21 protein-coding genes and 6 tRNA genes are annotated in these 25,800 nt (G+C 39.6%); 8 read left to right on the top strand and 19 right to left on the bottom strand.

Annotation, left to right across the window (positions count from 1 at the left end; genetic code table 11):
* Positions 1-2: 2 nt before the first annotated feature.
* From D8991_RS00825 to accD, 3 genes are all read left to right on the top strand, one after another.
* The gene (locus tag D8991_RS00825) at positions 3-497 is read left to right on the top strand and encodes an RNA polymerase sigma factor (protein WP_120488307.1); all 495 of its coding nucleotides are present in this window, start codon (positions 3-5) and stop codon (positions 495-497) included.
* Entirely contained in the window at positions 490-1,167 is a 678-nt protein-coding gene (locus tag D8991_RS00820) for a hypothetical protein (protein ID WP_120488306.1), read from the top strand. Before D8991_RS00825 ends, D8991_RS00820 begins: the two co-directional genes overlap by 8 nt.
* Before the next feature lie 114 nt (positions 1,168-1,281).
* Positions 1,282-2,136 carry an acetyl-CoA carboxylase, carboxyltransferase subunit beta gene (accD, locus tag D8991_RS00815; protein ID WP_120488305.1) on the top strand — a complete coding sequence of 285 codons (855 nt, stop codon included), beginning with the start codon at positions 1,282-1,284 and terminating at the stop codon, positions 2,134-2,136.
* A gap of 182 nt (positions 2,137-2,318) precedes the next feature.
* On the opposite strand, the gene D8991_RS00810 is transcribed toward accD, so the two are convergent.
* A complete protein-coding gene (locus D8991_RS00810) occupies positions 2,319-3,860 on the bottom strand; it encodes a glycine--tRNA ligase (protein ID WP_120488304.1) in 1,542 nt (513 codons plus the stop codon).
* Positions 3,861-4,034: 174 nt separating this feature from the next.
* Between D8991_RS00810 and D8991_RS00805 the strand changes: the two genes are divergently transcribed.
* On the top strand, positions 4,035-4,679 hold the full coding sequence (locus D8991_RS00805; RefSeq protein WP_120488303.1) for an NYN domain-containing protein: 645 nt from the start codon (positions 4,035-4,037) through the stop codon (positions 4,677-4,679).
* 151 nt (positions 4,680-4,830) lie between these two features.
* Here the strand turns inward: D8991_RS00805 and D8991_RS00800 are convergent.
* Together D8991_RS00800 and D8991_RS00795 are read right to left on the bottom strand one after the other, a co-directional pair.
* Positions 4,831-4,905 (bottom strand) — tRNA-Glu (locus D8991_RS00800).
* 60 nt (positions 4,906-4,965) lie between these two features.
* Positions 4,966-6,258 (bottom strand): N-acetylmuramoyl-L-alanine amidase family protein, encoded by a 1,293-nt coding sequence (locus tag D8991_RS00795; protein WP_120488302.1) that lies wholly within the window; start codon positions 6,256-6,258, stop codon positions 4,966-4,968.
* Positions 6,259-6,524: 266 nt separating this feature from the next.
* On the opposite strand from D8991_RS00795, the gene D8991_RS00790 reads away from it, so the two are divergent.
* Positions 6,525-8,915, top strand: coding sequence for a putative LPS assembly protein LptD (locus tag D8991_RS00790; protein WP_245957158.1), 2,391 nt, complete (start codon positions 6,525-6,527; stop codon positions 8,913-8,915).
* A 179-nt stretch (positions 8,916-9,094) separates the two neighbouring features.
* Entirely contained in the window at positions 9,095-10,624 is a 1,530-nt protein-coding gene (locus tag D8991_RS00785) for a helicase HerA-like domain-containing protein (protein ID WP_120489655.1), read from the top strand.
* A gap of 209 nt (positions 10,625-10,833) precedes the next feature.
* Here the strand turns inward: D8991_RS00785 and pckA are convergent, their stop codons facing one another.
* From pckA to rpsU, 13 genes are all read right to left on the bottom strand, one after another.
* Positions 10,834-12,435 carry a phosphoenolpyruvate carboxykinase (ATP) gene (gene pckA / locus D8991_RS00780; RefSeq protein WP_120488300.1) on the bottom strand — a complete coding sequence of 534 codons (1,602 nt, stop codon included), beginning with the start codon at positions 12,433-12,435 and terminating at the stop codon, positions 10,834-10,836.
* Positions 12,436-12,828: 393 nt separating this feature from the next.
* Entirely contained in the window at positions 12,829-14,052 is a 1,224-nt protein-coding gene (locus tag D8991_RS00775) for an aminotransferase class V-fold PLP-dependent enzyme (RefSeq protein WP_120488299.1), read from the bottom strand.
* A 130-nt stretch (positions 14,053-14,182) separates the two neighbouring features.
* Entirely contained in the window at positions 14,183-14,728 is a 546-nt protein-coding gene (gene nusG, locus D8991_RS00770; protein ID WP_120488298.1) for a transcription termination/antitermination protein NusG, read from the bottom strand.
* A 16-nt stretch (positions 14,729-14,744) separates the two neighbouring features.
* On the bottom strand, positions 14,745-14,951 hold the full coding sequence (gene secE, locus D8991_RS00765) for a preprotein translocase subunit SecE (protein WP_120488297.1): 207 nt from the start codon (positions 14,949-14,951) through the stop codon (positions 14,745-14,747).
* Positions 14,952-14,964: 13 nt separating this feature from the next.
* Positions 14,965-15,035, bottom strand: a tRNA-Trp gene (locus D8991_RS00760).
* 56 nt (positions 15,036-15,091) lie between these two features.
* Positions 15,092-16,279 carry an elongation factor Tu gene (gene tuf, locus D8991_RS00755; RefSeq protein WP_120488296.1) on the bottom strand — a complete coding sequence of 396 codons (1,188 nt, stop codon included), beginning with the start codon at positions 16,277-16,279 and terminating at the stop codon, positions 15,092-15,094.
* Between the two features lie 207 nt (positions 16,280-16,486).
* Positions 16,487-16,558: transfer RNA gene (locus tag D8991_RS00750), tRNA-Thr, on the bottom strand.
* Between the two features lie 39 nt (positions 16,559-16,597).
* Positions 16,598-16,670: transfer RNA gene (locus D8991_RS00745), tRNA-Gly, on the bottom strand.
* A 91-nt stretch (positions 16,671-16,761) separates the two neighbouring features.
* Positions 16,762-16,842: transfer RNA gene (locus D8991_RS00740), tRNA-Tyr, on the bottom strand.
* 13 nt (positions 16,843-16,855) lie between these two features.
* A tRNA-Thr gene (locus D8991_RS00735) sits at positions 16,856-16,929 on the bottom strand.
* Between the two features lie 122 nt (positions 16,930-17,051).
* On the bottom strand, positions 17,052-17,342 hold the full coding sequence (locus D8991_RS00730) for an HPF/RaiA family ribosome-associated protein (RefSeq protein WP_120488295.1): 291 nt from the start codon (positions 17,340-17,342) through the stop codon (positions 17,052-17,054).
* Positions 17,343-17,366: 24 nt separating this feature from the next.
* Positions 17,367-18,251: a tyrosine-type recombinase/integrase gene (locus D8991_RS00725; RefSeq protein ID WP_120488294.1), complete on the bottom strand. Its 885-nt coding sequence runs from the start codon at positions 18,249-18,251 to the stop codon at positions 17,367-17,369.
* 84 nt (positions 18,252-18,335) lie between these two features.
* The gene (gene rpsU / locus D8991_RS00720; RefSeq protein ID WP_120488293.1) at positions 18,336-18,533 is read right to left on the bottom strand and encodes a 30S ribosomal protein S21; all 198 of its coding nucleotides are present in this window, start codon (positions 18,531-18,533) and stop codon (positions 18,336-18,338) included.
* 120 nt (positions 18,534-18,653) lie between these two features.
* Here rpsU and D8991_RS00715 point away from each other — a divergent pair, with 120 nt between their 5' ends.
* Positions 18,654-21,806 (top strand): UvrD-helicase domain-containing protein, encoded by a 3,153-nt coding sequence (locus D8991_RS00715; RefSeq protein ID WP_120488292.1) that lies wholly within the window; start codon positions 18,654-18,656, stop codon positions 21,804-21,806.
* Positions 21,807-21,815: 9 nt separating this feature from the next.
* On the opposite strand, the gene D8991_RS00710 is transcribed toward D8991_RS00715, so the two are convergent.
* Positions 21,816-22,262 (bottom strand): universal stress protein, encoded by a 447-nt coding sequence (locus D8991_RS00710; RefSeq protein ID WP_120488291.1) that lies wholly within the window; start codon positions 22,260-22,262, stop codon positions 21,816-21,818.
* A gap of 449 nt (positions 22,263-22,711) precedes the next feature.
* Here D8991_RS00710 and D8991_RS00705 point away from each other — a divergent pair, with 449 nt between their 5' ends.
* Positions 22,712-23,443 (top strand): SIMPL domain-containing protein, encoded by a 732-nt coding sequence (locus D8991_RS00705; protein ID WP_120488290.1) that lies wholly within the window; start codon positions 22,712-22,714, stop codon positions 23,441-23,443.
* 12 nt (positions 23,444-23,455) lie between these two features.
* On the opposite strand, the gene hemL is transcribed toward D8991_RS00705, so the two are convergent.
* Together hemL and D8991_RS00695 are read right to left on the bottom strand one after the other, a co-directional pair.
* Positions 23,456-24,745, bottom strand: coding sequence for a glutamate-1-semialdehyde 2,1-aminomutase (gene hemL, locus D8991_RS00700; RefSeq protein WP_120488289.1), 1,290 nt, complete (start codon positions 24,743-24,745; stop codon positions 23,456-23,458).
* Between the two features lie 26 nt (positions 24,746-24,771).
* Entirely contained in the window at positions 24,772-25,800 is a 1,029-nt protein-coding gene (locus tag D8991_RS00695) for a glucosaminidase domain-containing protein (protein WP_120488288.1), read from the bottom strand.

Genomic DNA, 25,800 nt, shown 5'->3' with positions numbered 1-25,800 from the left:
AGATGACGAAAGAAAGGGAGTTTTCAGATTTAATAAAGGATAATCAAGGTTTGATTATTAAAATCTCCCGTATGTATACCCACTCTCAGGAGGATGAGAAGGACCTCTTTCAGGAGATTGTCCTCCAGCTGTGGAGGAGCTATGGTAGCTTTAAGGGAAACTCCAAAATCACCACTTGGATGTACAGAATAGCCCTCAACACGGCAATAACCCTCTTCCGAAAAAAATCCAGAACCATAAAAACCGATGAGCTACAAGACTTCCACTACAAAAAGGAAACGGAGGAAGACGATAGCGAGCAGGCACAGCAGATTTCCACACTGTACAGCGTCATCAAAATGCTACCAGATACCGAGAGAGCCATCGTAATGATGTATCTGGACGACCTACCTTACAAGGAAATCGCAGCAAACCTCGGGATAACCGAAGGAAATGCCAGAGTGAAAATGAACCGACTAAAGAAAACCCTAAAAGAACTAATGGAAAAGTATGGCTGATTTTGATATTGACAACCTAAAAAAACAATGGCAACAGCAGAATGCCACCTCCCAATACGCATCGGAGGACATCCGCTCTATGCTCAACCGAAAATCCAGAAACTACATTAAATACATCCTCTACATCAGTATTGTAGAGTCCATCTTGGTTTTCCTCCTCAATGCCTACGATATCATCTATGATAACGGGAACGATAATATCATCCAAATCGTTAATACCATCAATATAGCACATAATGAAACCTTAGACCTCTACTTCAATAGCTTTTACTGGCTGATGAAAATCGGTATGGTGATTACAACCTTCTACTTCATTTTCAAGTTTTACAAGAGCTACAAGAGGATTAATATAGAAGAAAACCTCAAAAATTTCATCTTACAAATCATCAGCTTTAAACGGACGGTCAATACCTTCATTATCTTTAACATCGCGTGGTTTGTCCTCGTCATTATTCTCATCTTCTTTTTCGTGCTGAGTATCGTCTTGCAGAGCGGATCACAAGGGCACCGCACCGAGATACTCGCCATAGGGCTATTTTTCCTCGCTATGCTCTGCATCGGGACATTTATCGCGTGGCTCTACTACAAAATCGTCTATGGATTCATCATCGGCAGGCTCAAAAGAAACCTCGAACAGCTGAAAGAAATAGATGCCGACCCAACCCCCTGAAAAAACCGAGCGCAACGGCATTTTTTCATTTAAAATAAATACTCTACTTTTGTCCCCTATTTAGAGCCGAAACTCTTTATTATCGGCGATTTTCAAAAATTAAATTTAGAGAATATGGCATTCGAATGGTTTAAACGAAAGAATAAAAACATCACCACTTCCACTACCGAGAAGAAGGATGTACCAAAAGGTTTATGGCACCAGACCCCTACGGGAAAGATTATAGAATATGATGAACTCAAAGCCAATAACTATGTATCTCCAGAGGATGGTTTCCATGTAAGAATCGGGAGTAATGAGTACTTCTCCCTCTTATTTGATGACGAAAAATATACAGAGCTCGATGCCAAAGTACAGAGTATCGACTTCCTGAAATTTAAAGACACAAAAGCCTATTCCGACAGGCTAAAAGAGGTAAAAGCCAAAACCAAACTAAACGATTCCGTGCGCTGTGCAGTGGGTAAAGTCGGAGGTACAGAAATGGTGATTTCGTGTATGGACTTCGCCTTTATCGGCGGGTCTCTCGGCTCCGTAATGGGCGAGAAAATCGCCAGAGCTATAGACCACGCGATACAAAACCGCCTCCCGTTTATGATTATCAGCCAGTCAGGCGGTGCAAGAATGCAAGAAGCCGCCTTCTCACTAATGCAAATGGCAAAAGTACAGGCAAAACTCGCACAGCTCTCCTGTGCAGGGCTCCCATACATCTCCTACCTTAGCGACCCTACCTTTGGTGGGATTACCGCATCATTTGCGATGACGGCAGACATCATAATGGCAGAGCCTGGTGCGCTGATAGGCTTTGCGGGGCCAAGAGTTATCCGCGAAACCATCGGTAAAGACCTTCCAGAAGGCTTCCAAACCTCCGAATTTTTACTCGAAAAAGGTTTCGTAGATTTCATCGTAAGGCGAACCGAAATTAAAGCCGTGGTCTCTAAAACCGTCAACCTACTCTACGAGAATAAATAAACTTTAAATGGTATATTTTCCAAACCTCTCTCTCTGTACGGAGAGGTTTTTTTATATTATATTTAAATCCCATTTCATCTATAAAATAAAAAAGGAGCCAAGTTAGCTCCTTTTATCAGTTTATTAACCTTTTATCACCATAATGCCCTATACAAAGGCATTATTACAGTGCTCTATTTCATCTACAACTTGGCTAATAGGGTTCGGAAATTCACTTTTTCATCGATGATTCTTCTGAGGTCTTCTACTTTTACGCGCTCCTGAGCCATAGAATCTCTCTCGCGGAGGGTAACGGTATTGTCTGCCAGCGAATCGTGATCCACTGTGATGCAGAACGGCGTACCGATGGCATCCTGCCTTCTGTATCGCTTACCAATGCTGTCTTTCTCCTCAGAAATCACATTAAAATCAAACTTCAAGTCATTAAAAATCTTCTCAGCAAAGTCTGGAAGTCCGTCCTTTTTCACAAGCGGAAGGATGGCAGCCTTCACCGGTGCCAATGCCGGTGGGAGGGAGAGTACGGTACGCTCGGAGCCGTCCTCAAGCACCTCATCTTTAAGGCAATGGGAGAAGAGCGCGAGGAACATTCGGTCTAAACCGATGGAAGTTTCTACAACATACGGCACATAGCTTTCGTTTCTCTCTGGATCGAAGAACTGGAGCTTTCTTCCCGAGTGCTTTTCGTGAGCAGAGAGGTCAAAATTCGTTCTTGAATGTATGCCTTCGAGCTCCTTAAACCCGAAAGGAAACTTAAACTCGATATCAGTAGCAGCATTGGCGTAGTGCGCGAGCTTTTCGTGGTCGTGAAACTTATAATTCTCCTCACCAAGACCAAGGGCAAGGTGCCAGTTCATCCGTTTTTCCTTCCACTGTTTGTAGAAATCCAGCTCCGTACCTGGTGGCACGAAGAACTGCATCTCCATTTGCTCAAACTCTCGCATACGGAAGATGAACTGCCTTGCGACAATCTCATTTCTGAATGCTTTTCCGATTTGTGCAATCCCAAACGGGAGTTTATGCCTTGAGGTTTTTTGTACATTGAGGAAATTCACGAAAATCCCTTGTGCAGTTTCTGGTCTTAGGTAGATTTCCATTGCATTTTCGGCAGATGCACCGAGTTTTGTACCGAACATCAGGTTAAACTGGCGTACATCCGTCCAATTTTTAGAACCTGTATCAGGGTCTGCTATACCGAGCTCTTCTATTAGGGATTTTACATCGGCGAGGTTGTTATCATCAAGAGATTTTGCCATTCTGGAAAGGATTTTCTGCTGCTTTTCCCTGTATTCGATAACCCTTGGATTGGTTGCCTCAAACTGGGCTTTATCAAACGCTTCACCGAATCTTTTCGCGGCTTTTTCTATCTCTTTTTGTGCTTTATCTTCGAGTTTTGCACAGTAATCTTCTATTAAAACATCTGCTCTGAACCTTTTTTTTGAGTCTTTATTATCAATCAAAGGGTCATTAAAAGCATCCACATGCCCTGATGCTTTCCAGACGGTGGGGTGCATCAGAATTGCGGAGTCTATGCCCACAATATTCTCATTAAGCTGCACCATAGCCTTCCACCAGTATTGTTTTATGTTATTTTTAAGCTCGGCGCCGTTCTGCCCATAATCATAGACCGCCGAAAGCCCGTCATACACTTCACTTGACGGGAAAATAAAACCATATTCTTTAGCGTGGGAAACCACTTTTTTGAAAACATCTTCCTGTTTTGCCATCGTTTTTAAATTTCCCGCAAAAGTAATGAATTTTGAGTACTGTATGCTCTATTCACTCATTATTAAAAATTTGTATATATAAATTATTATTGGTAGATTTGCACTATACAATCCCCCTTAGTTGGAAAATACTAAGGCCCGCCCATTACTATAATGGGCTTATTTTTTTAGCCAATGGAAAAGCAAAAGGTTATTATCTATATTGATGGGTTTAATTTCTACTATGGTCTTAGGAGGAAAGGCTGGAAAAGGTATTATTGGCTAAATATTGTAAAACTATTTGAGCAATTTATTAGAGATAATCAAGAATTGGTTTGTATAAAATATTTTTCTGCAAGATCTACAGATAGCAAACAAGGACTTCGTCAAAATGCATTTTTTCAAGCGAATAAAGAAAATCCTAAATTTCAACTAATACTTGGAAAATATATAAAGAAAGAAATACGCTGCTTTAATTGTAATGATAAGCGATATACTTATGAAGAAAAGGAGACTGATGTAAGAATTGCTACTCAAATTGTTGCTGACTCTTATAAAAAGAAATGTGATATTGCTATTATAGTCTCGGCTGATAGTGATATGATTCCAGCAATAGAATTAGCCCAAGAAAACGGCACAAAGGTATTTGTATATTTCCCACCGGATCAGTGGTCTAATAGTCTTGATTTAATCTCTAATGGTAAATCTATTGATTTAACAAAATATGAGTCCAGATTTAAAAAATCTCTATTTGAAGATATCGTTATTCTAAAAAGAGAAAATAAATTTCCCCTCAATATACCAAAAGAGTGGAAAGAACATCAAGAGAAATCTCATTAATTATATCTAATTCTTTCTCTTCACTAAGAAATAAAGTACTAAAAGTAAAGGAGGTTTTCAAAATTTATATAATAAAAAAACAACCTATTAAAACCTCATTATATCAGTTCAATAGATTGCTTATTTCTTTTAATGCCTTTTTAGGGGCTTGTGGTAGCCTATAGGGGAATCGAACCCCTGTTGCAAGAATGAAAATCTTGAGTCCTAACCACTAGACGAATAGGCCAGCTTTATTTTGCGAGTGCAAAAATAAATCTTTTTTTTATTCCTGCAATAGACAGCTATATTATTTATATACTTTTTGAATCACTACATCTTTTATACCCTTATTTTCTAACTCTTTAATAGCAGTGACAACTTCTTCCAAAGAGGAAAATTTACCATAGGTATAATAGAATGTCCCGCTCTCCTTTTTTCGTTGTACTTCTTTACCAAGGATTTGAAGGAGAGGCGAATTAGAGCTCAGCTTTTCCTTAGTTACAGCAAGTTCAATAGTATAATAGCCCGTAGCCATCTTCTGCCCAGGGATAAAACCTACAGCAATTGCATTTCGGAAGCCAGCATCTTTAGCGGTTTTCAAGTTGCTATCCCTCACAGAGGCTAGATTGGTAGTAGCATAATAATACTTGTATATATTCCCTTCTTTTATTGTGAGGATATAGTTGAGCCCTTTCAATGCAGGGTCATTGCTCTGATAACGATAAGGAGAGGTCATCAATAAAATCCTGAAATCATTCTTTAATGGAACTTCTGCTGGCTTTTCTGGTTGCTTATCTTGCTGTGCTATGTTTCCTTTCCTGTCAATAATTTTTTTATAGCTGATAATTGCATTATAAATGCTCTCTGCTATTTCTTTCTGCCCCTTTTCGGAAGTCATATACGCTGCATCCTCATAATTGCTGAGGAAACCCATCTCTATAAGGATAGATGGCATTGCATTCCTGCGAAGGACATGGAGGTTATGCTGTTTTACCCCACGAGAGTAGCGATTATCTTTCTTTACGAAGTTCTCTTCTACCAAACCTCCTAAGATTAAACTCTTTTCCAAGTATTTACTCTGCTGTATCCTCAGAGCGATGAGAGATTCTGGGGAGTTGGGGTCATAGGAAGCAAAGGTCTGCCTGTCCTGCTCATCCAGGAAGATTACATCATTCTCTGCTTTTGCTACTTCGAGATTTTCTTTATTTTGATTAGGACCTTGCACAAAGATTTCCGTACCATTAGCAGTACTCCCTTTGGAAGCGTTCACATGTATGGATACAAACAAATCTGCATTGCTCTTATTGGCGAGGTTGGTACGCTCGGTAAGAGATGGATAAGTATCTATCTTTCGGGTATAGATTACCTTAAAATCTTTACTCTTCTCGAGCATTCTCCCTACTTTCAAGGTTACGGCAAGGGTGATCTCTTTCTCCATCACCATTCCTAAGTCTGAATAACTTCTCTTAGCACCTGTGTCTGTACCACCGTGACCAGCATCTAAGACTAAAACAAATTTTTTCTGGGCTCCTGCCAGCAAAAAGACTAATAATAAAACAACTGAAAAATATTTTTTAAAAGAATTTGTTTTAATATCCATTATCAGAATTTAAAAATATATTATTTTTGACGCCGTTAATCTTTAACTCATTCAAGCCAAAAATAGTGTCCAAAAATAGATTACATATTTTAATATTCCTAATTTTTAACAGTTTTTTAGTAATTTGCTTTGCACAAGAGACTACTAAAAATGAGGTTATTAATGACACTATTCCAAAGACTGACAGCCTACCTAAAAAGAAAGAAGCATTAGAGGCTATCGTAAGATATTCTGCAGACAATATCCGCTCAGATATCCCTAAGAGAATGAGTTACCTGAATCATAATGCAAAAATCAACTATCAGGATATGACCATAGAGGCAGATTATATCTCTGTGGATTGGGATACAGGAAATATCTTCGCACGAGGGAAACTGGATGAAAACGGCAAACTCACAGAAACTGTAAAGACTACCCAAGGCGGTAAAACCTACGAAACCGATAGCTTTAATTTTAACTTTAAAGATAAAAAAGCAATAGCCTATAACACCCGTACAGAGGAATCTGGCGGAGTAATCGTAGCTGATAAAACAAAGAAAGTAAGCGACACGGTTTTCTACTTTCGGAGGGGGAGATATACCACAGACGAATACTTCATCCAGAAAAAAGATACTATTGCCGACTATTACCTTTTGGCTCCTCATATCAAACTACTAAAAGGGAAGAAAAACTCCTCAATCATCACAGGACCTATACAGATGTATATTGAGAAAGTACCTACACCTTTTGTACTACCATTTGCCATACTTCCCTTTTCGGATAAGCGCTCTGCGGGAATCTTGGTTCCAAGTTTTGGGGAGAGGGAAGCCGTAGGTTTCTATCTCAATGGGCTAGGCTATTACCAACCTCTTGGGGAGCATTTTGATTTAAAGATTCTCACCGATATCTATACCAAGGGGAGCTGGAACTTCCGACCAGAGGTAAATTACAAAAAAAACTACCGATATTCTGGGACTTTCAGTGCTGATATAGGTACCGTAGTGCAGGGGATAAAAGGATTAAGCGACTACTCCAAGACCAATAACTACCGTATATCGTGGAGGCACACTCAGGATTCCAAAGCAAATCCGTACTTTAACTTCTCTGCATCTGTAGATATGGTGAGCAGCTCTACATTCTATAACCAGTCGCTCAACAACAATTATATCTTTAATAAAAATGTACTAAACACACAGCAAAACTCCAGTATCAGCTTTACAAAAAGATTTCTGAAACTCCCCTTTACCATAACGGGCTCTGCATCCTATTCTCAAAATCTGAATACAGGACTGGTCAATCTCCGATTGCCTCAGCTCAATGTAGCTATCAATCAATTCTATCTCCTCAAACCAAAAAATGGTGGCATACGCGAAGGATTATTAGAAAATATCAATGTAAATACAGGGCTCAACTTCTCTAATTATGTAAATACAAAACAGGGAGAGCTCTTCCAAAAGGAGATGTGGGACAATATGCAAACAGGTATGCAAATCCCTCTATCGCTCTCCACAAACACTAATGTGATGAAGTACTTCACATTTACCCTATCCGCTACAGCAAATAATGTACTCACCAACAAAACCGTAAGCAAAAGCTACAACCCTACCACCAATAGAGTAGAAACTACCCGTCACAATACTATTGCTGGATTCTCCACTTTTAGCACGAGTGCCAGCTTGCAGACGACCCTCTATGGAGATAAAAACTTCGGTGATAAATTCCTCATTAAAGCTATCAGGCATATAATGATGCCCAGCCTCAGCTTTACCTACTCACCAGACTTCGGAGACCCAAAGTGGGGATACTATAAAAACTATACAGACGCTACTGGAGCTATGACACCCTACTCCATCTTTGAGGGGAGTACCTACGGCATACCTTCCTCTGGGCTTACACAAGCTCTGGGGATAAGTATTAATAACAATATACAGATGAAAGTTCGCTCGAAGTCTGACTCTACTGGCGTAAAAAAAGTCAAAATCTTCGAGAGCTTAAATATCTCTGGAAATTACAACTTCGCAGCAGAGAACTTCAAACTCTCCATCATCAATATCTCTGGGCAAACCAGCTTCTTCAACGATAAAGTAAGCCTCAACACCAGCCTTACCCTCGACCCCTACAAAGTAACCTTTGACCACCAAGGCATAGGTACAAGGCACGAGAAAATCGGAGGCTTCGGCATACAAGGCTTCAATGTACAAATGAGCATCCCGCTAAGCAACGAGCTCTTTACAAAAAAAGATGAGAAAAAAGACGAGAAGAAATACCACATCAAAGGCGATATAATGAATGAAAACTATTACTTTGATGATGACCACTACTCACATTTTGAACAACCCTGGACGCTCAACCTCAATGCCAACTATGCCTACACACGAAATACCCTCAGCCGTTTCGGTACCAAAGTAGCCTCCCTCGGCATCAGTGGAAACATAAAACTCACCCCTTTCTGGAATATACAAGGTTCTACCAATTACGATATCGTCAATAAACAACTCGCCTACACCACTCTCGGCTTCTCCCGAGACCAGCGGAGCTTTATCATAAACTTTAACTGGGTACCCTTCGGAGCCTATAAAACCTACGATTTCTATATCGGGATAAAAGCAAACATCCTCCAAGACGCCATAAAATACAAAGACCGAAGCTTCAACACCGGCAGAACCCAAAAATTCTGACCGTAGCTGGTCGGGCACTTAGCCACAGCATGACAGGTATACCTTGCAGGTGGCGCACTTAGCACAAACTAACGGCTACCAGCTAAAAGCCAATAGCCAGTCGCTAATTAAGCTTGCTGCCTACAGCTTTCCAACCAGTCACTGAAAATATTTTATCTTTACCACTTAAAATTATGGATATGGCAGATAGAGAAAAATTTATACAGGAGCTTAATGCTAAATACAGCCCTAAGGGGGAGTTCATCACATTAGGAAAGGGAATGCTCAATGGTGAGGTAGTTAGGGAAGTAGATGTAAATATCCCTTTGAAGACGATTAATAGGCACGGGCTTATTGCGGGGGCTACAGGTACAGGAAAAACAAAAACCCTTCAAGTATTTGTAGAGCAGCTCTCACATGCAGGAGTTCCTTCATTGGTATTAGATATAAAGGGCGACTTCTCAGGTATTGCAATGGCAGGAAGCCGAAATACGATAATAGATGAGAGATACTCCAAAACAGGGCTGACGTATGACCCTCAGGGCTTCCCAGTAGAGCTAATGAGCATCTCGGGAGAAGCAGGCGTAAAACTTAGAGCTACGGTAACGGAGTTTGGGCCTGTATTGCTAAGCAAAATATTGGAACTAAACGATACCCAAAGCAGTATAATGTCTATTATCTTCAAATATTGTGATGATAAAGGCTTACCACTGATAGACCTCGAAGACCTGAAAAAAGTACTGCAATATGTAACCAGCGATAAAAACGGTAAAGAGGAACTCCTCAATGGTTATGGCTCAATAGCTTCCTCATCTCTCGGAGCTATTCTTCGGGCTATTGTAGCATTAGAACAACAGGGAGGGGCGAACTTCTTCGGAGAGCCCAGCTTTGATGTAGAAGATTTGCTAAAAACAAGAAATGGCAAAGGTGTCATCAATATTCTAAGGGTTGCTAATATACAAACAAAACCACAGCTATTCTCCACATTTATGCTTTCTCTCTTTGCAGAAATCTACCTTACCTTTCCAGAAGAAGGAGATTCTGGAAAACCAAAACTTGCATTGTTTATAGACGAAGCTCACCTTATCTTTAATGAAGCCTCCAAGGCACTACTCTCTCAGATAGAGACAATGGTAAAACTCATTCGCTCCAAAGGTGTGGGCATATACTTCATTACTCAAATCCCTGGTGATGTACCAGAAAATGTACTGGCACAATTAGGGCTGAAAATACAGCACGCACTAAGAGGCTTTACTGCAAAAGACAGAAAGGAAATCTCCAAAGCAGTAGAAAACTATCCTATAACCGAGTTTTATAATGCATCTAACCTTATACAGAACCTTGGAATTGGCGAGGCATTCACAACGGCATTAGATGAAAAGGGAATACCTACACCATTGGTACATACCTACCTCATCTCCCCAGAATCTCGAATGGACGTACTCACAGAAACCGAAGTATTACAGCTTACGCAAAGTTCCTCTCTGGTGAAAAAATATGAAGTAGCGATAAATAAAGAATCTGCCTACGAGCTCCTTTCAAAAAGGATGGAAAACCAGACAGCCTCTCCTGCCGAAAAGACAAAGACAAATTCTCCTAAAACAAAAGAAGAACCAAGCATCTTTGAGCAAATAATGAAGAGCAGTGCCGGGAAGACCTTTACCAACACTCTAATGAGGGAGGGGGCAAAAGTAATTTTCGGTATGCTGGGATTAAAGAAAAAGAGATAGATATTATACCCCTAAATACTCTTACCTATTAAAAAATTATCTTATAATAAAATGAATACAGAAGAGCTAAGAGATTATTGTCTGTCTCTAAAAAGGAAACAGAAGAAACTCTCCTCTTACAAAAAAAGAATAGCCCTATAATCTCCCAAGAAAATAAAGCCACTGCAAAAATTTTGTAGTGGCTTTTGAATTTATGAAGTAATAAGTAATTACAACTGAGGACCTGCTGGTACAAGTCTCTTACCTTCTTCGTTGTCGGTATATTTCTCGAAGTTAGCAATGTATTTCGCAGCAAGGTCTTTTGCTTTAGCCTCCCATTCAGAAGCAGAAGCATAAGTATTTCTTGGGTCAAGGATACCTTCGGAAACATTTGGCAATGCCGTAGGAATTTCAAGATTGAGCACCGGGATAGTCTGCTTAGGTGCAGATTCTATTGAGCCATCTATAATTGCATCAATAATCGCGCGGGTGTCTTTCAGGGAGATTCTCTTACCTGTACCGTTCCATCCTGTATTTACGAGGTATGCTTTTGCACCGTGCTCTTTCATTTTCCCGATAAGGGTTTTGGAGTAAGCCGTTGGATGCAGGGTAAGGAATGCCTCACCAAAAGCTGGAGAGAATGACGGCTGAGGCTCGGTGATGCCCCTCTCGGTACCTGCTAATTTAGAAGTATAACCACTGAGGAAGTAGTACTGAGCCTGGTCTTCATTGAGTACAGAAACAGGAGGCAATACTCCGAAAGCATCAGCAGAGAGGTAGATAACTTTCTTAGCGTGCCCTGCTTTTGAAGGGAGAACGATTTTATTGATGTGATAGATTGGGTAGGAAACCCTTGTATTTTCGGTAATGGACTTATCGGTGAAATCTGGCTCTCCATCTTTATTTACAACTACATTTTCAAGCAGTGCATCTCTTCTGATAGCACCGTAGATGTCTGGCTCTTTCTCTGCGGAGAGGTCTATTACTTTCGCATAGCATCCTCCCTCAAAGTTGAAGACTCCGCTATCGTCCCAGCCGTGCTCATCATCACCGATGAGGTATCGTTTAGGGTCGGCAGAAAGGGTAGTTTTCCCCGTTCCAGAAAGTCCGAAGAAAAGAGCTACATCTCCTTTCTCACCTACATTGGCAGAGCAGTGCATAGATGCCATACCTTTGAGTGGAAGGTAGTAGTTCATTATGGAGAACATTCCTTTCTTCATCTCACCGCCATACCAAGTACCCCCGATGATTTGTACTCTATCGGTAAGGTTAAACATCACAAAGTTTTCGGAGTTTAAGCCTTGCTCTTTCCAATTAGGGTTGGTTGTCTTGGAGCCATTCATAATAATGAAATCTGGCTCTCCGAAGTTTTCTAACTCATAGCTGGAAGGGCGGATAAACATATTCGTAACGAAGTGTGCCTGCCAAGCTACCTCCATTATAAACCTTACTTTAAGTCTGGTATCTGGGTTGGTACCGCAGTAGGCATCTACCACATAGAGTTTATTAGATGTAGAGAGCTGTTTTAGTACAAGGTCTTTACAGTGGTTGAACACCTCAGGAGAAGTAGGCAGGTTTACTTTGCCCCAGTGGATAGTATCTTTGGTAGTATCATCTAAAACAATGAACCTGTCCTTAGGAGAGCGCCCTGTAAAGATTCCTGTTTTTACAGACACAGCACCGAGGTTGGTTTCCTCTCCTACCTCGTAACCTTTATTCTCCGGAGAAACCTCTGCCTGATAAAGCTCCTCAAAGCTCGGATTATACACTACCTCTGGATTACCTTTAATCCCTAACTTCTGCAATGCTTGAATAATGTTCGGATTTTTCATAACAATGATATAATTAATTTTTTTGTTTAAGTCCTACAAAGCTACGATAAATAGAGGTTTTACCCCTTGATGAGACTATGATATAAATCATAATTTAGCTGCTAGCAACTGGCTATTGGCTTTTAGCCCACAAACTAATCTCCACTACCTACTACATCCTCCTCTATGGGGTCAACTTTACATCCTGTTGGGTCAATTTTAGAGGCATCGCCCCTTTTTTAGGGATTCATCTCTTTCATTATCCCTAATTGAAGGGGGCACTGCCCCTTTTTTAGGAATTAGTCTCCTTAATTTATTGGCTTCTGGCTATTAGCCCACTAGCGTGAGGAGGTACTTAAAAATAATCGCCTCACCGTAGCCGGTGAGGCTAAGTGCGTCACCTGCAAGGTGGGGTTAGTGAGAGAGCATTTTTTTGGCTTTTTTCACTCCTTCGGCAAGGGTGTCTATTTCTTCAAAGGTGTTATAGATTGCAAAGCTGGCTCTTACGGTACCTGCAATATTAAAGAAGTTCATAATCGGCTGGGTGCAGTGGTGCCCTGTGCGTACGGCAATCCCGAGCTTATCGAGAATCATCCCTACATCAGAGGAAATCCCTGCGCCTTCAAGGTTGAAAGAGATAGCGCCTGCACGCGGTGCTTTAAGGGCGTAGATTGTAAGCCCATCTATCTCCAATAGCTTTTTCTGAGCGTATTCCAGTAGCTGATGTTCATAGGTCTGCAAGGCTTCCTGCCCGATATTCTCCATAAAATCTACTGCTGCACCAAGAGCGATATTCCCCCCTACATTGGGCGTGCCTGCCTCAAACTTAAAGGGCAAGTCGGCATAAGTGGTCTTATCGAAAGAGCAAGTGGCAATCATCTCTCCACCTCCGTGAAACGGCTGAATAGCCCTAAGCGCTTCCTCCTTTCCATAGAGGATACCTGTACCCATAGGAGCGTACATTTTATGCCCAGAAAACACAAAGAAATCACAGTCCATCGCCTGTACATCAATCTTAAAATGCGGTGCCGATTGTGCTCCGTCAATAATAATATACGCATTCGTATTCTTTCTGACTTTGGAGATGATTTCTTGAATAGGGTTGATAACGCCTAAGGCATTAGAAACCTGATTTACGGAAACTATTTTGGTCTTTTCACTCAGATTTTTATCCAAAAAATCCAGCTGAAGGATACCGTTTTCATCAATGGGAATGACTTTCAGTACCGCTCCTGTACGCTCGCAGAGTAGCTGCCAAGGGACGATATTAGAATGATGCTCAAGGTGAGAAATAATAATCTCATCCCCCTTCTGAATCTGCTGAGTGAGGGAATACGCCAATAAATTCAGCCCCTCAGTAGTTCCCTTTGTGAAAATCACCTCATAATCGTGCTTTGCATTAATAAACTTCTGGATTTTCTTTCTTGCAAGCTCCATTTCCTCAGTAGCCATCTGGCTTAGGGTATGTATTCCACGGTGGACATTAGCATTATACTCGGTATAGTATCTCTGTAAAGTTTCAAGCACAGAGGCGGGCTTCTGAGACGATGCTGCATTATCCAAATAAATCAAGGGCTTGGAATTTACCTTTTGGCTAAGTATAGGAAACTGAGCTCGTATATCATTTATATTAAGCATATCTTATCATTTATGAATTGAAGCCCAAATGTACAGCTTTTTTGAAAGACTAATAAAGTTCGTAATGCGCTGGCATAAAAAACCTCACTCCGAATAAGAGTGAGGATATTGAGATCTAATAAATTATTACCTATACAATTTTTTCTACTTGCATAAAACTTAGCTCCATAGGGGTTTTTCTACCAAAAATAAGAACTGAAACTTCCACTTTCTTCTTGTCTTCAAGGATTTTTTCTATTGTACCTGTAAATCCATTGAATGGTCCGTCTATTACTTTTACATTCTCCCCTACTATGAATGGAATCTCTACATCGGTAGCAAATTCTGCAAGCTCATCCATTTTCCCGAGCATTCTATTGACCTCTGATTTTCTCATTGGTACTGGATCTCCTCCTTTTGTAAGACTCAGAAATGAAATTACACCTGGAATATTCTTTATAATATGAGGAACTTCTCCTACCAGATTAGCTTCTACCATTAGATAGCCTGGATAATAAGGTCTCTCCTTTGGAACTTTCTTACCATTTTTCATCTGGATAACTTTTTCCATAGGAATAATTACTTGAGTAACGAAAGCGTCAAGATTTAATCTTTTAATTTCATTCTCAATATAATTTTTGACTTTATTTTCCTGCCCGCTGATGGCTTTCAGCACATACCACTTCAGTTCGCTCATTGATTAATTAATACTATTAGTTGAAAAGGTTAATCAGCCCAGTAAGAATATTAGATATAGCTTTGCTAAAAAGAGAATCTACACCAAAAGTAAATAAAGCTAAAACAACAGTACCCACAGTAACCACAATAGTGGAAGATTGCAGGTCTGCCCATTTAGGCCATTCTACTTTATTTCTAAATTCACTGTAAGAGCCTTTTATAAATTCTACTAATGAACTCATAAATTTTAATTTGCACGGGCACTAGGATTCGAACCCAGATCAACGGTTTTGGAGACCGGTATCCTACCATTGGACGATGCCCGTAAATTAAAAAGTTTCCGTAATTTCCTTACGGAAACTTTTATTATTATACTAAATAATTAGTCTAAGATTTCAGTTACCTGACCAGCACCTACTGTTCTACCACCTTCTCTAATCGCAAATCTAAGACCTACATTAAGAGCGATTGGTTGAAGCAATTCTACTGTAATAGTCAAGTTATCACCAGGCATTACCATCTCTACACCATCTGGTAAGAAGATTTCACCTGTTACATCAGTAGTTCTTACATAGAACTGAGGACGATATTTGTTGTGGAATGGGGTGTGACGACCACCTTCTTCTTTAGAAAGGATATATACCTCTGCTTTGAATTTTTTGTGTGGAGTTACAGAACCTTGTTTAGCGATAACCATACCTCTTCTGATATCGGTTTTCTCAATACCTCTAAGAAGTAGACCTACATTATCACCAGCCTCACCTCTGTCAAGGATTTTTCTAAACATCTCTACCCCAGTTACAGTTGAAGTAAGTTTCTCTTCACCCATACCTACGATATCTACTGGATCACCAGTATTGATAACACCAGACTCGATTCTACCAGTTGCTACAGTACCTCTACCTGTAATAGAGAATACATCTTCGATCGGCATCAAGAATGGTTTATCTTGATCTCTTACTGGTTGCTCGATCCAGTTATCTACTGCTTCCATTAATTTTTCTACAGTCTCTACCCATTTTGGTTCACCATTAAGTGCACCAAGAGCAGAACCTTGAATCACTGGAGAGTTATCACCATCATACTCATAAGAAGAAAGGAGATCTCTAAGCTCAAGCTCAACAAGCTCAAGAAGCTCAGCATCATCTACCATATCTACTTTATTCATAAACACCACAATTCTTGGCACATTTACCTGACGGCAAAGAAGGATGTGCTCTCTTGTTTGAGGCATCGGACCATCAGTTGCAGCACATACTAAGATAGCTCCATCCATTTGAGCAGCACCAGTTACCATGTTTTTTACATAGTCGGCGTGACCTGGACAGTCTACGTGAGCATAGTGTCTATTTTCAGTTTCATATTCAATGTGAGCAGTATTAATAGTAATACCTCTTTCTTTCTCCTCTGGAGCAGAGTCAATAGCAGAGAAGTCTTTTTTCTCAGCAAGACCTTTATCAGATAATACTTTACTGATCGCTGCAGTTAAAGTAGTTTTACCATGGTCTACGTGACCAATAGTACCAATGTTCAAGTGCGGTTTGTTACGATTAAACGTTTCCTTTGCCATGATTTCTAAGTTATTTTAAATTATTTATTTCTATTTTCGGTCTGCAAATATAATATTTTTTTGAATACCAAAACTATTTTATTAAAAAAAGTTTAATATTCTGATTTGAGGATCTACCTGGCAAATCCGACTTTTCATCATCATACCAAGCAAACACCAGTTTCCTATTACTAAAAAATCCCGAGAGAACTTCGGGAATTTGCTTTGAGCCATTATCGGGACTTGAACCCGAGACCTCTTCCTTACCAAGGAAGCGCTCTACCGCTGAGCTATAACGGCAATCTCTAAAAAAAGCCACACCAACCAGTGTGACTTTAGAGCGGAAGACGGGGTTCGAACCCGCGACATTCAGCTTGGAAGGCTGACGCTCTACCAACTGAGCTACTTCCGCATTTTTTATTATCCTTAGAAAGGATAGCTGGTATAATTGGCTGCAAAATTAATAAAACTTTTTAATACCGCAAGCCTTTTAGTAAAAAAAGTGGGGAGAGCAGGATTCGAACCTACGAAGCCGAAGCAACTGAGTTACAGTCAGTCCCATTTAGCCACTCTGGAATCTCCCCAAACTTTTTAAAGAGCCTCCAGAGGGATTCGAACCCACGACCCCGAGATTACAAATCACGTGCTCTGGCCAACTGAGCTATGGAGGCATTAGATTTCAAAAAGAACTCTTATCTCAAAAACGGAACTCTTTTCCGTTTTGCGGTTGCAAATATATGGAGTTTTTTCTGAAATCTACAAATATTTCTATTAAAATTTTATTTCTTATCAATTATAATTTCTCTTTCCTTTTGATTAGTAATTTTTTAGCAGCTTCTGAACATAAATCCAAACTTTCTTCAAAACTTGTGGAAGTCTTCTTTACTACAATATCATCACCAGGGACAACTACTCTAACTTCTGCGGTTTTATTTTCTTTATCGTGGCTGTTTTCTAATCTTAAAGTTACTTTACATTCTATAATCTTATCATAGAATGTGTCTAATTTGCTTAATTTTTTATCAATAAACTCTTCTAATGGCTGATGAGGTGTAAGACCTATTGCCTGAACGGAAATTTTCATACGACAACTTTTTTATATTAAACATTAATTTTTCTTCTTTGCCCTTGGATGAGAGGTATTAAAAATCCTTTTCATTTGCTCAATATCTGCATTGGTATACACTTGAGTACTCGCAAGACTCGAATGCCCCAATATCGCTTTCACCTTTGATATCTCTGCTCCATTATTTAAGATATGTGTAGCAAATGTATGCCTCAATATATGAGGGCTTTTTTTCTCCTTACAAGTAACGGCACTAAGATATGAGTTTACAGTTACATAGACAAAGTTTTCAGTAATTTTTTTACCTTTTGTGCTTACAAAAAAATACTTTTCGCAGGCTTCAAGGGGGTTACGCTCTTTTTCTGTATAATCTCTCATTAACCGAGACAGGTCTTCCGCAATGGGAACCACCCTTGTTTTATTTCCTTTCCCCGATATTTTGATTTCATTTTTAGACAAATCTACATTTTGCAACTCCATATTACAAAGCTCAAACCTCCGCATTCCTGTTTGGTAAAGCGTTTCAATAATCAGTATCTCTAAAAGAGAATGCTCTCCCTGAAATTCTAATTTTGAAAGTCTTTCCATTTCTTCTACCGATAATGGAATTTGTTTCTTAGGGTTGAATTTTAAAGACTTAATACTCTCTAAAGGAGAAACTTTAATCTCTCCAATCTTTAATAAAAAATTATAATACCCCCTCAGGGTGGTTAGCTTTCTATTGATGCTGTTTTCTGCGAGTTTATGTTTATTGAGGTGCACCATAAAATTGCGGATAATCCTCTTATCCACACTCAAAGTATCATCGGTGCTTTCTGTTTCGTTTAGAAAAGAAATGAAATCTTTCAAATCTCTTTTATAACTAACGATGGTATTGTCTGAGTAGCGTTTTTCAACTTTTATGTAATCTAAAAATCGATCTATCATAGACCAAATATATAAAAAAATCACTTCCTAAATTGATATTCAGAAAGTGATCACTATAAAAAATTAATTATTACAACTTAAATATTAAGCCTGTTCTTCTTTGCTTAATGCTCTTTGCTTATGAGCTGCTCTTAGTTTTCCTTGTCTTAAAATTACAGACGGCTTAATGAATTGCTGTCTTGCTCTAAGTTTCTTAACAACACCTGTTTTGTCAAATTTTCTTTTGTACTTTTTAAGAGCTCTATCAATAGACTCTCCGTCTTTTACTGGAATTATTAGCATAGTTTACATCTCATTTTCGGGTGCAAATATATAGGTTTATTTTTAACACGCAAAACACTACCCATTATTTTAGTAGATATTTCAAAAAAATATATAAATTGTGCCTCTAATTTTCTTCTTATGATTTTTCATCCTTATACCGCGATTAATGCCTCTGCTGGCTCCGGGAAGACTTATGCACTGGTTCAGAAGATACTCATCATTTGCCTTAGCCATCCCAAAAGGTACGACACTATAAAAAACATATTAGCACTTACTTTTACGAATAAAGCAGCTAATGAAATGAAAAAACGCCTCATAGACTGGCTAAAAGGCTTTACAGATGAAGATTATGCACAGAACAAAGACCTTCAAGGAATAAAAGAAAAATTAGAAAAACTCGGAATAAAAGTAAGTATAGAGGAACTGCATCACAGAGCGAAAGAGGTGCTGGATTATATCCTCCACCATTATTCTACACTTAATATCAGCACAATTGATAAGTTTAATTCCAAGCTGGTGCGTTCCTTTTCATACGAGCTGGGGCTACCCCATCAGTTTAATCTTGAAATACAAAACGAGCCTTATTTAATAGAAGCCGTTGACAGGCTATTGGATGAAATCGGCAGTGATGAGCAAATTTCATCTGCATTTATGGATTTGATAGATTACAATTTTGAGAATGACGAAAGGGTTAATATCAACAAAACACTATACAACAAAGCAAAAACTTATATAAACGATGTACACTACTCTGAGTTGAAAAAAAATAAAAACTTCGATTGGGAAGCCTATAAAAATACAAAGGAAAACATCAGGAAGAGAATAGCTATCAGTAAAGAGAAGATGGAAGAAATAGCAAAATCTGCCTTAAAACTCATTGCAGATAAGGATTTAGATGAAAAAGACTTCCAAGGAGGGAGTAGTAGAGGAATTGCTGTTTTCTTCAAAAAAATCCTGAATTTCTGTGATGGACAAAGAGACTTCCCTTTCCCAGATGATGAAGACAAAGCCCTTGAGAACTTTAGAAAAGGAAGTGCTTCCAAGAACGAACTCATAAAATCTACCGTACTCAGCATTATAGAAGAGCTCATCAGCAAGCGTGAGCAAATCATACACCTGTATATATATAGGATAAAAAATGAAAAAATCCTCAAGGAGCTCCTCCCTTTTAAGTTCAACAAAGAAATACAAGACCAGCTGAATATTATAGAAACTGAAAACGACCTGGTACTGCTCTCCAAATTTAATATCATTATAAATGAAAACCTTAAAAACGAGCCTTCCAACTTTCTCTATGAAAAAATCGGTACCAAATTCCATCATTTTTTTATTGATGAATTTCAAGATACCTCCCTTATGCAATGGGAAAACCTGCTGCCATTAAGGGATAATAATATCTCCGAAAGTGGTAATTCTTTCACTATCGTGGGAGACCCTAAGCAGAGCATCTACCGTTTCCGTGGTGGAGAGAGTGAAATAATGCTCAATATCCTCAACCAAAAAGAATACACAAACACCCCTGTAAGCATTGAAAATCTGGAGAATAACTGGCGCTCGGCAAAGAATATCGTACAGTTTAATAATGACTTATATGAATTCATCGGTAATGAATTGAGAGAAGAGCACCAGAAGCTCTTTGCCATAGATGGCAAGCAAAATGCCATAAAAGACTTCCCAGGCAGGGTAAAAGCAAGCCTGACCGACTACGAGAAACGCTCTGAAGTCTTCTTTGAAAACTCGGCTCTGCAGATGAAAAATGATATACAAAACTGCATAGATTTAGGATTTAAACTCTCAGACATCACCATTATTTGCCGTACAGGTAAAGAAATCAGGGAATACTCTTCGCTTTTAGGACAGCAGAAAATCTCCTACAACGGAGCAGAGCAAAACATAAAAACCATTTCCGAAAAAGGGCTTACTCTGGGGATTTCCTATACTCTAAAGGCTCTTGCCGATTTCCTCAACTGGAAACTAGAGCCAGAAAACAGGCAGTACCTGGTAAAAATGCTGTATTATCTGAACAAACTGAACAGAATTAAAATTGATGATTTCACATTAGAAATGTCTCAAATCCTCAGCTTGCCACCCCACAACATAGAAAATGAGCTACAGAAAAGATATCACCTCAATTTGCAAATAGAGCTTAACCTCAACCTGTATAACTATATAGAGTACTTCGCACAAGAGTTTTCAGTAGTGGGAAAGGAAACGGAATTTATCCTCAACTTCCTCGAAAATCTCTATGCTTTTAGCCAAAATTCAGGGGCAACCTTAAAAGACTTCATCAAGTATTGGAACGAAGAAGCACAGAACATCTCCATACAGGCGAGCGATAATACCGATGCCATCAAGCTGATGACTATACACGCAGCAAAGGGTTTGGAGTTTCCCGTAGTGCTCCTCCCAATGCAGAGTAGCAATAAAGATAACGACTTCCAGCAGTGGTTCAGCTTAGGAGATGAGCAGGAGCTAAAGTCCATCAACCTAAATAATTTTGATAAAAAACTCAACTCATACGACAAAGAAATCCGAGATTTTAATGAAGAAAATGCCTACAAAAACAGAATCGACAGGCTTTGCGTACTCTATGTAGCTACTACCCGAGCCGTAGAGCATCTTTATCTCTATCTTCAAAAACCTTCAAAAACAGGAGAACCTACAGAAATCTTGCGCTTCATAGAGTCTCATTTCCCAATAGAACCTAATGAAGACAGCATAGACCTCTACCCTACCGATAGCTACCTCATCCGAAAAACAGGTAAAGAGAAAGAAAACACCCACCTCTCTCTCCAAATAAAAGACCTGAGCCACAAGGAGAAAAAAGCAGAGAGCATAAAAATAGCCACCCCTTCTAAAAACTATCAGCAGACGAAAGCCAAAGTAAGAGAAGGTATACTTACGCACGAAATATTATCAAAAATCAATTCAAAGGCGGATATCTCCAAAGTTCTCCAAAGCTACCTCCTGAGTGGGAGCATTACAAAAACTGAGAAAAACCAGATTGAAAATAAGATAAATGCTATTGTATCCGATAGCAGATACAGCAAATATTTTGCTGAAGGGCTCAACACTCTTTCCGAAAGAGACCTCATCTATAGAGGTAATGGAAAAGCAGAAACCTACCGCCCCGATAGGTTGGTAAAGCTAAGCGATGGCTGGGCGATACTCGATTTCAAAACAGGTGCTCCTAAAAAGGAACACCTGAGCCAGATAAAACATTACGAGCATCTGCTAAAATCTATGGGTAGAAAGGTTTCCACAGTGGAAATCATCTACCTGAATGATTAGCCCAATGCCTTATTTCCCTTTGCCGTGTATCGGGATTACGAGCACTGGGAGTGGGCAGTTTTTGGTGAGTTCCTTAGTAAGACTACCCACAAAAACATCATAAATACCACTTCTTCCGTGGGAGCCCATCACAATATAAGAAGCGTTTTTCTCTTCAGCATAGTCCAGAATAAGGTCTTTAGCCACTCCCTGTCTCAGCTCAGTTTCACAGGCTATCCCTTCCTGACTGATAGTTTCCTCAATTCTTTGGAGTAGTCTCTGGCTCTCTTGGGTCTCGGATTTCTCTACCTCTGGATAGTACTGCACGCCTATATCACTCATCGCGAAGCCTAAATCTGCCGGTGCAATATGGATAACGCACAACTGCCCACCCACTTCCTTTGCAAATTTCACGGCTCCTGCCACTAATTTGTCGGTTGCCTCAGAAAAATCTACTGGCAAAATAATACTAATCATATCTGTAATTTTTTATTGATTTATCGGTAGTAAAGTTACAAATATCTACCCAAGTAGCCAAGCGCATACTCCTGAAATATTCTTTCACGCGTGATAATTCCTATTTTCATCTGTATGAAATCTCTATTTCGTGCTGTCATAATTTTTTTTCATCACTACGAAATTATATTTTCATCACTACAAAATTTCTTTTTTATCAGTATGAAATTATATTTTCATCTGTACGAAATAAGAATTTCCTGTTTTTATATTTCTTAAAACAATAAGACACTTTATATCATACTATAATACAGTTTATTATATTTTAATAAGGATTAATTTTTATCACCCTGATATTCTTATTAAAAGATGACTTTTAGAGAATTTTTAACAAATGTTAAATTTTTCTTAAATATCGGTATGATTTTTGAAAAGCATCAGCTTGTTTTAAATAAAAAATTATTATCATTATGAACAAAAACATTATCGTAATTGCCATTGCCTCCATAGGTTTTGTGAGTGGGCTGGCAGTGCTCGGAAGTGCTGTAAAGAACAGAAACAAGGCTGAAAACACTATCTCTGTAACAGGGCTGGGCTCAAAGAAATTTACCTCTGACCTGATTACCTGGTCAGGCAACTTTAGCCGAAACAGCTACGAACTAAAAGAAGCCTATGACGCACTGGTAAATGACAGAAAAGTTATAGAAAAATACCTGACTTCGCAGGGAATAAAAAAGGAAGAGCTTGTGTTCTCCGCTGTGAATATGGAGCGGCTTTATAACTACAATACAGATGCGAGCGGATATAGCAGGCAGACATTTGCAGGCTATCAACTCTCTCAATCAGTATCTATTAAAAGTAAAGATGTAAGCAAGGTGGAGAAACTTTCCAGAAACATTACCGAAATCATCAACCTCGGTATAGAATTTACCTCCTCAGCGCCGAGCTATTTCTACACAAAACTCGCCGATGTAAAGCAGGAAATGATAGCAGATGCTACCAAAGATGCAAAGCAAAGAGCCGAAAAAATTGCTGAAAATGCAGGCAGTAGCCTCGGAAATTTGAAAAAAGCAAATATGGGCGTAATCCAGATTACCGCTCCTTATTCTGATGAAGAATACTCTTATGGTGGTACTTTCAACACTTCTTCTAAGGAGAAAGAAGCGACCATCACCATAAAACTCGAGTATGAAGTAGATTAAACCCCGTGGGGTTTAATCCTTTTTATATTCCCATTTTTCCACTGCTTCAAGGGTTTTGCTGACTTCCTCTCCCTTTACCGCATCGGAGATAAACCAAGTCTCAAAGCCACTTGGGGGCAGGTAAATTCCCCTTTCTAAGAGGTAATGAAAGAAATGATTGAATGCCGTGTGGTCTGCCCTCGCGGCATCATCAAAGTTGGAAACCTTGTTTATCCCAAAGAAAATGGACATCATAGAGCCTTTTCTGTTGATCGTATGCTCTATGCCTTTGGCTGTTAATAGTTTGGAAACTTCTATATCCAGAGTCTCAGTTGTTTGATTTATTCTGTTATAGAACGAATCATCCCCTCTAATAAGCTGAAGCGTAGTAAGCCCGGCACGCATTGCCAGAGGGTTCCCACTGAGGGTTCCCGCCTGATACACCGCACCTTTTGGAGCGAGGCAGTTCATAATTTCCTGTCGCCCAGCAAAGGCTCCTACGGGCATTCCTCCGCCAATAACTTTACCATAGGTAACCAAATCTGCCTCTATCCCTAATGCCTCCTGAGCTCCACCGAATGAAAGTCTGAAACCTGTCATTACCTCATCGAAGATGAGTAGAGATGAATACTCATCACAAACCTTTCTAAGTTCTTTAAGGAAGTCGTTCTCTGGAAGCACACACCCCATATTCCCAGCTATGGGCTCTACAATTACGGCAGCAATCTCAGCTCCGAACTTGCTAAAAATATCCTTTACTTGCGCTATATCATTATATCTGGCGAGCAAAGTATCTTTGGCTGTCCCTTGCGTTACTCCTGGTGAGTTTGGGTTTCCAAAGGTAGCCGCACCACTCCCCGCTTTTATAAGAAATGCATCTGAATGCCCGTGATAGCAACCTTCAAACTTGATAATTTTATCTCTCCCTGTAAAGCCTCGTGCAAGGCGTACTGCACTCATACACGCTTCTGTACCTGAAGATACCATTCTTATCTGGTCGATATTCGGGACATTCTCTATAATGAGTTTGGCAATTTCGGTTTCCAGCTCGGTAGGCGTCCCAAAGGAAAACCCTTTTTCTGCCTGTTTTTGTACTGCTTCCAGCACTGTAGGGTGGGTATGCCCTACAATGGCTGGCCCCCAAGAATTGATATAATCAATATATTGCCTGCCATCCGCATCGGTGAGGTAAGCCCCTTTTGCCTCTTTCATAAATAGCGGAACGCCACCTACGGACTTAAAAGCACGAACAGGGGAATTGACTCCCCCTGGTATATATTGCTGAGCTTCGCTAAACAAAGCACTACTTCTTTGGTATAACATAATGATGAATTTAAAAATCTATAAGTTTATTTCAGTTTGATAATCTGACCGTATTTGGGCTGAGAACCGTACTCCATATCATTCTTTCTGTAAAGTTTTTTCAGTTTAATGGCAAACTTCTGCGCTATCTGATGCATTGTTTCCCCCTTGGATTTATAGGTTTTAATATTCCCCGAGCCTGCTTTACTCTCAAGGAAGATAATATCATTCTTTCTAAGGAGGTCTGTGCCGAGTTCATTATATTTAATAAGCCTTGCTTTTCTTAGTCCAAACTTCTCAGAGATAAAATCCAGCGTTGTATCTTCAGGGATGATGATGTATTTCCTGTCACCATTAGGATGATTCTTTACTGAAATTGTAGCAAGAAGATCCCTGTCTGCGGTTTTCTCTTTCTTTATAGATGGCTGAGAAGCTGCAATGGGTGAAGAATTAAAAGGATTGATTTCCTTCTTCGGTGGTGTATTGGTTTTTGGCGTAGCCTCTGCAATAGCTTCTTCCTTATAATCAACATTTGGATAAAGCTTTTGAAGGGTATATTTCACTTCTTTTGCAGCGATATTATCAAACTCGTAGAGCTTATGCTTTTCAATTTTACTGATGAGGATGTAGGCATATCTCGGGTTGGTAGCATAGCCTGCTCTTTTCAGACCGTGAGCCCAAGCTTTATAGTCTTTTGGGTCGAGCTTAAAGAGATTCTGATAATGCTTCCTAAATGCGAGAAATTTCGAGTGGTCTTCGTATGAATCCCGCGGGCTATCATAGACTCTGAAGCATTCATTAGGTGCATCATCTGTATGTTTCATACTTCTGCCCGTCCATTCAGCTTTGCATTTTATCCCAAAGTGATTGTTCCCTTCTCTTGCCAGCCGGCTCTGCCCTCCGCCTGTTTCCAGCAACCCTTGAGCGAGGGTAATAGATGCGGGGATTTTGTACTTCTCCATTTCCTCCACGGCATATTTGGCAAACTGCTGTATGTACTGCTCTTCGGTAGTCCAAGTCTGCCCAAAGGTTTTAGATAAAACAAAAAATGATACTAAAAGAAAGAGTCTTTTCAT

Source organism: Bergeyella cardium, from assembly GCF_003614945.1.
Lineage (GTDB): Bacteria > Bacteroidota > Bacteroidia > Flavobacteriales > Weeksellaceae > Bergeyella_A > Bergeyella_A cardium.
This window is presented reverse-complemented; position numbering and strand designations above follow the sequence as displayed.

Coding starts and splice junctions, on each gene's coding strand:
- D8991_RS00825 (WP_120488307.1), top strand. CDS start 3: ATGACGAAAGAAAGGGAGTTTTCAGATTTAATAAAGGATAATCAAGGT.
- D8991_RS00820 (WP_120488306.1), top strand. CDS start 490: ATGGCTGATTTTGATATTGACAACCTAAAAAAACAATGGCAACAGCAG.
- accD (WP_120488305.1), top strand. CDS start 1,282: ATGGCATTCGAATGGTTTAAACGAAAGAATAAAAACATCACCACTTCC.
- D8991_RS00810 (WP_120488304.1), bottom strand. CDS start 3,860: ATGGCAAAACAGGAAGATGTTTTCAAAAAAGTGGTTTCCCACGCTAAA.
- D8991_RS00805 (WP_120488303.1), top strand. CDS start 4,035: ATGGAAAAGCAAAAGGTTATTATCTATATTGATGGGTTTAATTTCTAC.
- D8991_RS00795 (WP_120488302.1), bottom strand. CDS start 6,258: ATGGATATTAAAACAAATTCTTTTAAAAAATATTTTTCAGTTGTTTTA.
- D8991_RS00790 (WP_245957158.1), top strand. CDS start 6,525: ATGAGTTACCTGAATCATAATGCAAAAATCAACTATCAGGATATGACC.
- D8991_RS00785 (WP_120489655.1), top strand. CDS start 9,095: ATGGCAGATAGAGAAAAATTTATACAGGAGCTTAATGCTAAATACAGC.
- pckA (WP_120488300.1), bottom strand. CDS start 12,435: ATGAAAAATCCGAACATTATTCAAGCATTGCAGAAGTTAGGGATTAAA.
- D8991_RS00775 (WP_120488299.1), bottom strand. CDS start 14,052: ATGCTTAATATAAATGATATACGAGCTCAGTTTCCTATACTTAGCCAA.
- nusG (WP_120488298.1), bottom strand. CDS start 14,728: ATGAGCGAACTGAAGTGGTATGTGCTGAAAGCCATCAGCGGGCAGGAA.
- secE (WP_120488297.1), bottom strand. CDS start 14,951: ATGAGTTCATTAGTAGAATTTATAAAAGGCTCTTACAGTGAATTTAGA.
- tuf (WP_120488296.1), bottom strand. CDS start 16,279: ATGGCAAAGGAAACGTTTAATCGTAACAAACCGCACTTGAACATTGGT.
- D8991_RS00730 (WP_120488295.1), bottom strand. CDS start 17,342: ATGAAAATTTCCGTTCAGGCAATAGGTCTTACACCTCATCAGCCATTA.
- D8991_RS00725 (WP_120488294.1), bottom strand. CDS start 18,251: ATGATAGATCGATTTTTAGATTACATAAAAGTTGAAAAACGCTACTCA.
- rpsU (WP_120488293.1), bottom strand. CDS start 18,533: ATGCTAATAATTCCAGTAAAAGACGGAGAGTCTATTGATAGAGCTCTT.
- D8991_RS00715 (WP_120488292.1), top strand. CDS start 18,654: ATGATTTTTCATCCTTATACCGCGATTAATGCCTCTGCTGGCTCCGGG.
- D8991_RS00710 (WP_120488291.1), bottom strand. CDS start 22,262: ATGATTAGTATTATTTTGCCAGTAGATTTTTCTGAGGCAACCGACAAA.
- D8991_RS00705 (WP_120488290.1), top strand. CDS start 22,712: ATGAACAAAAACATTATCGTAATTGCCATTGCCTCCATAGGTTTTGTG.
- hemL (WP_120488289.1), bottom strand. CDS start 24,745: ATGTTATACCAAAGAAGTAGTGCTTTGTTTAGCGAAGCTCAGCAATAT.
- D8991_RS00695 (WP_120488288.1), bottom strand. CDS start 25,800: ATGAAAAGACTCTTTCTTTTAGTATCATTTTTTGTTTTATCTAAAACC.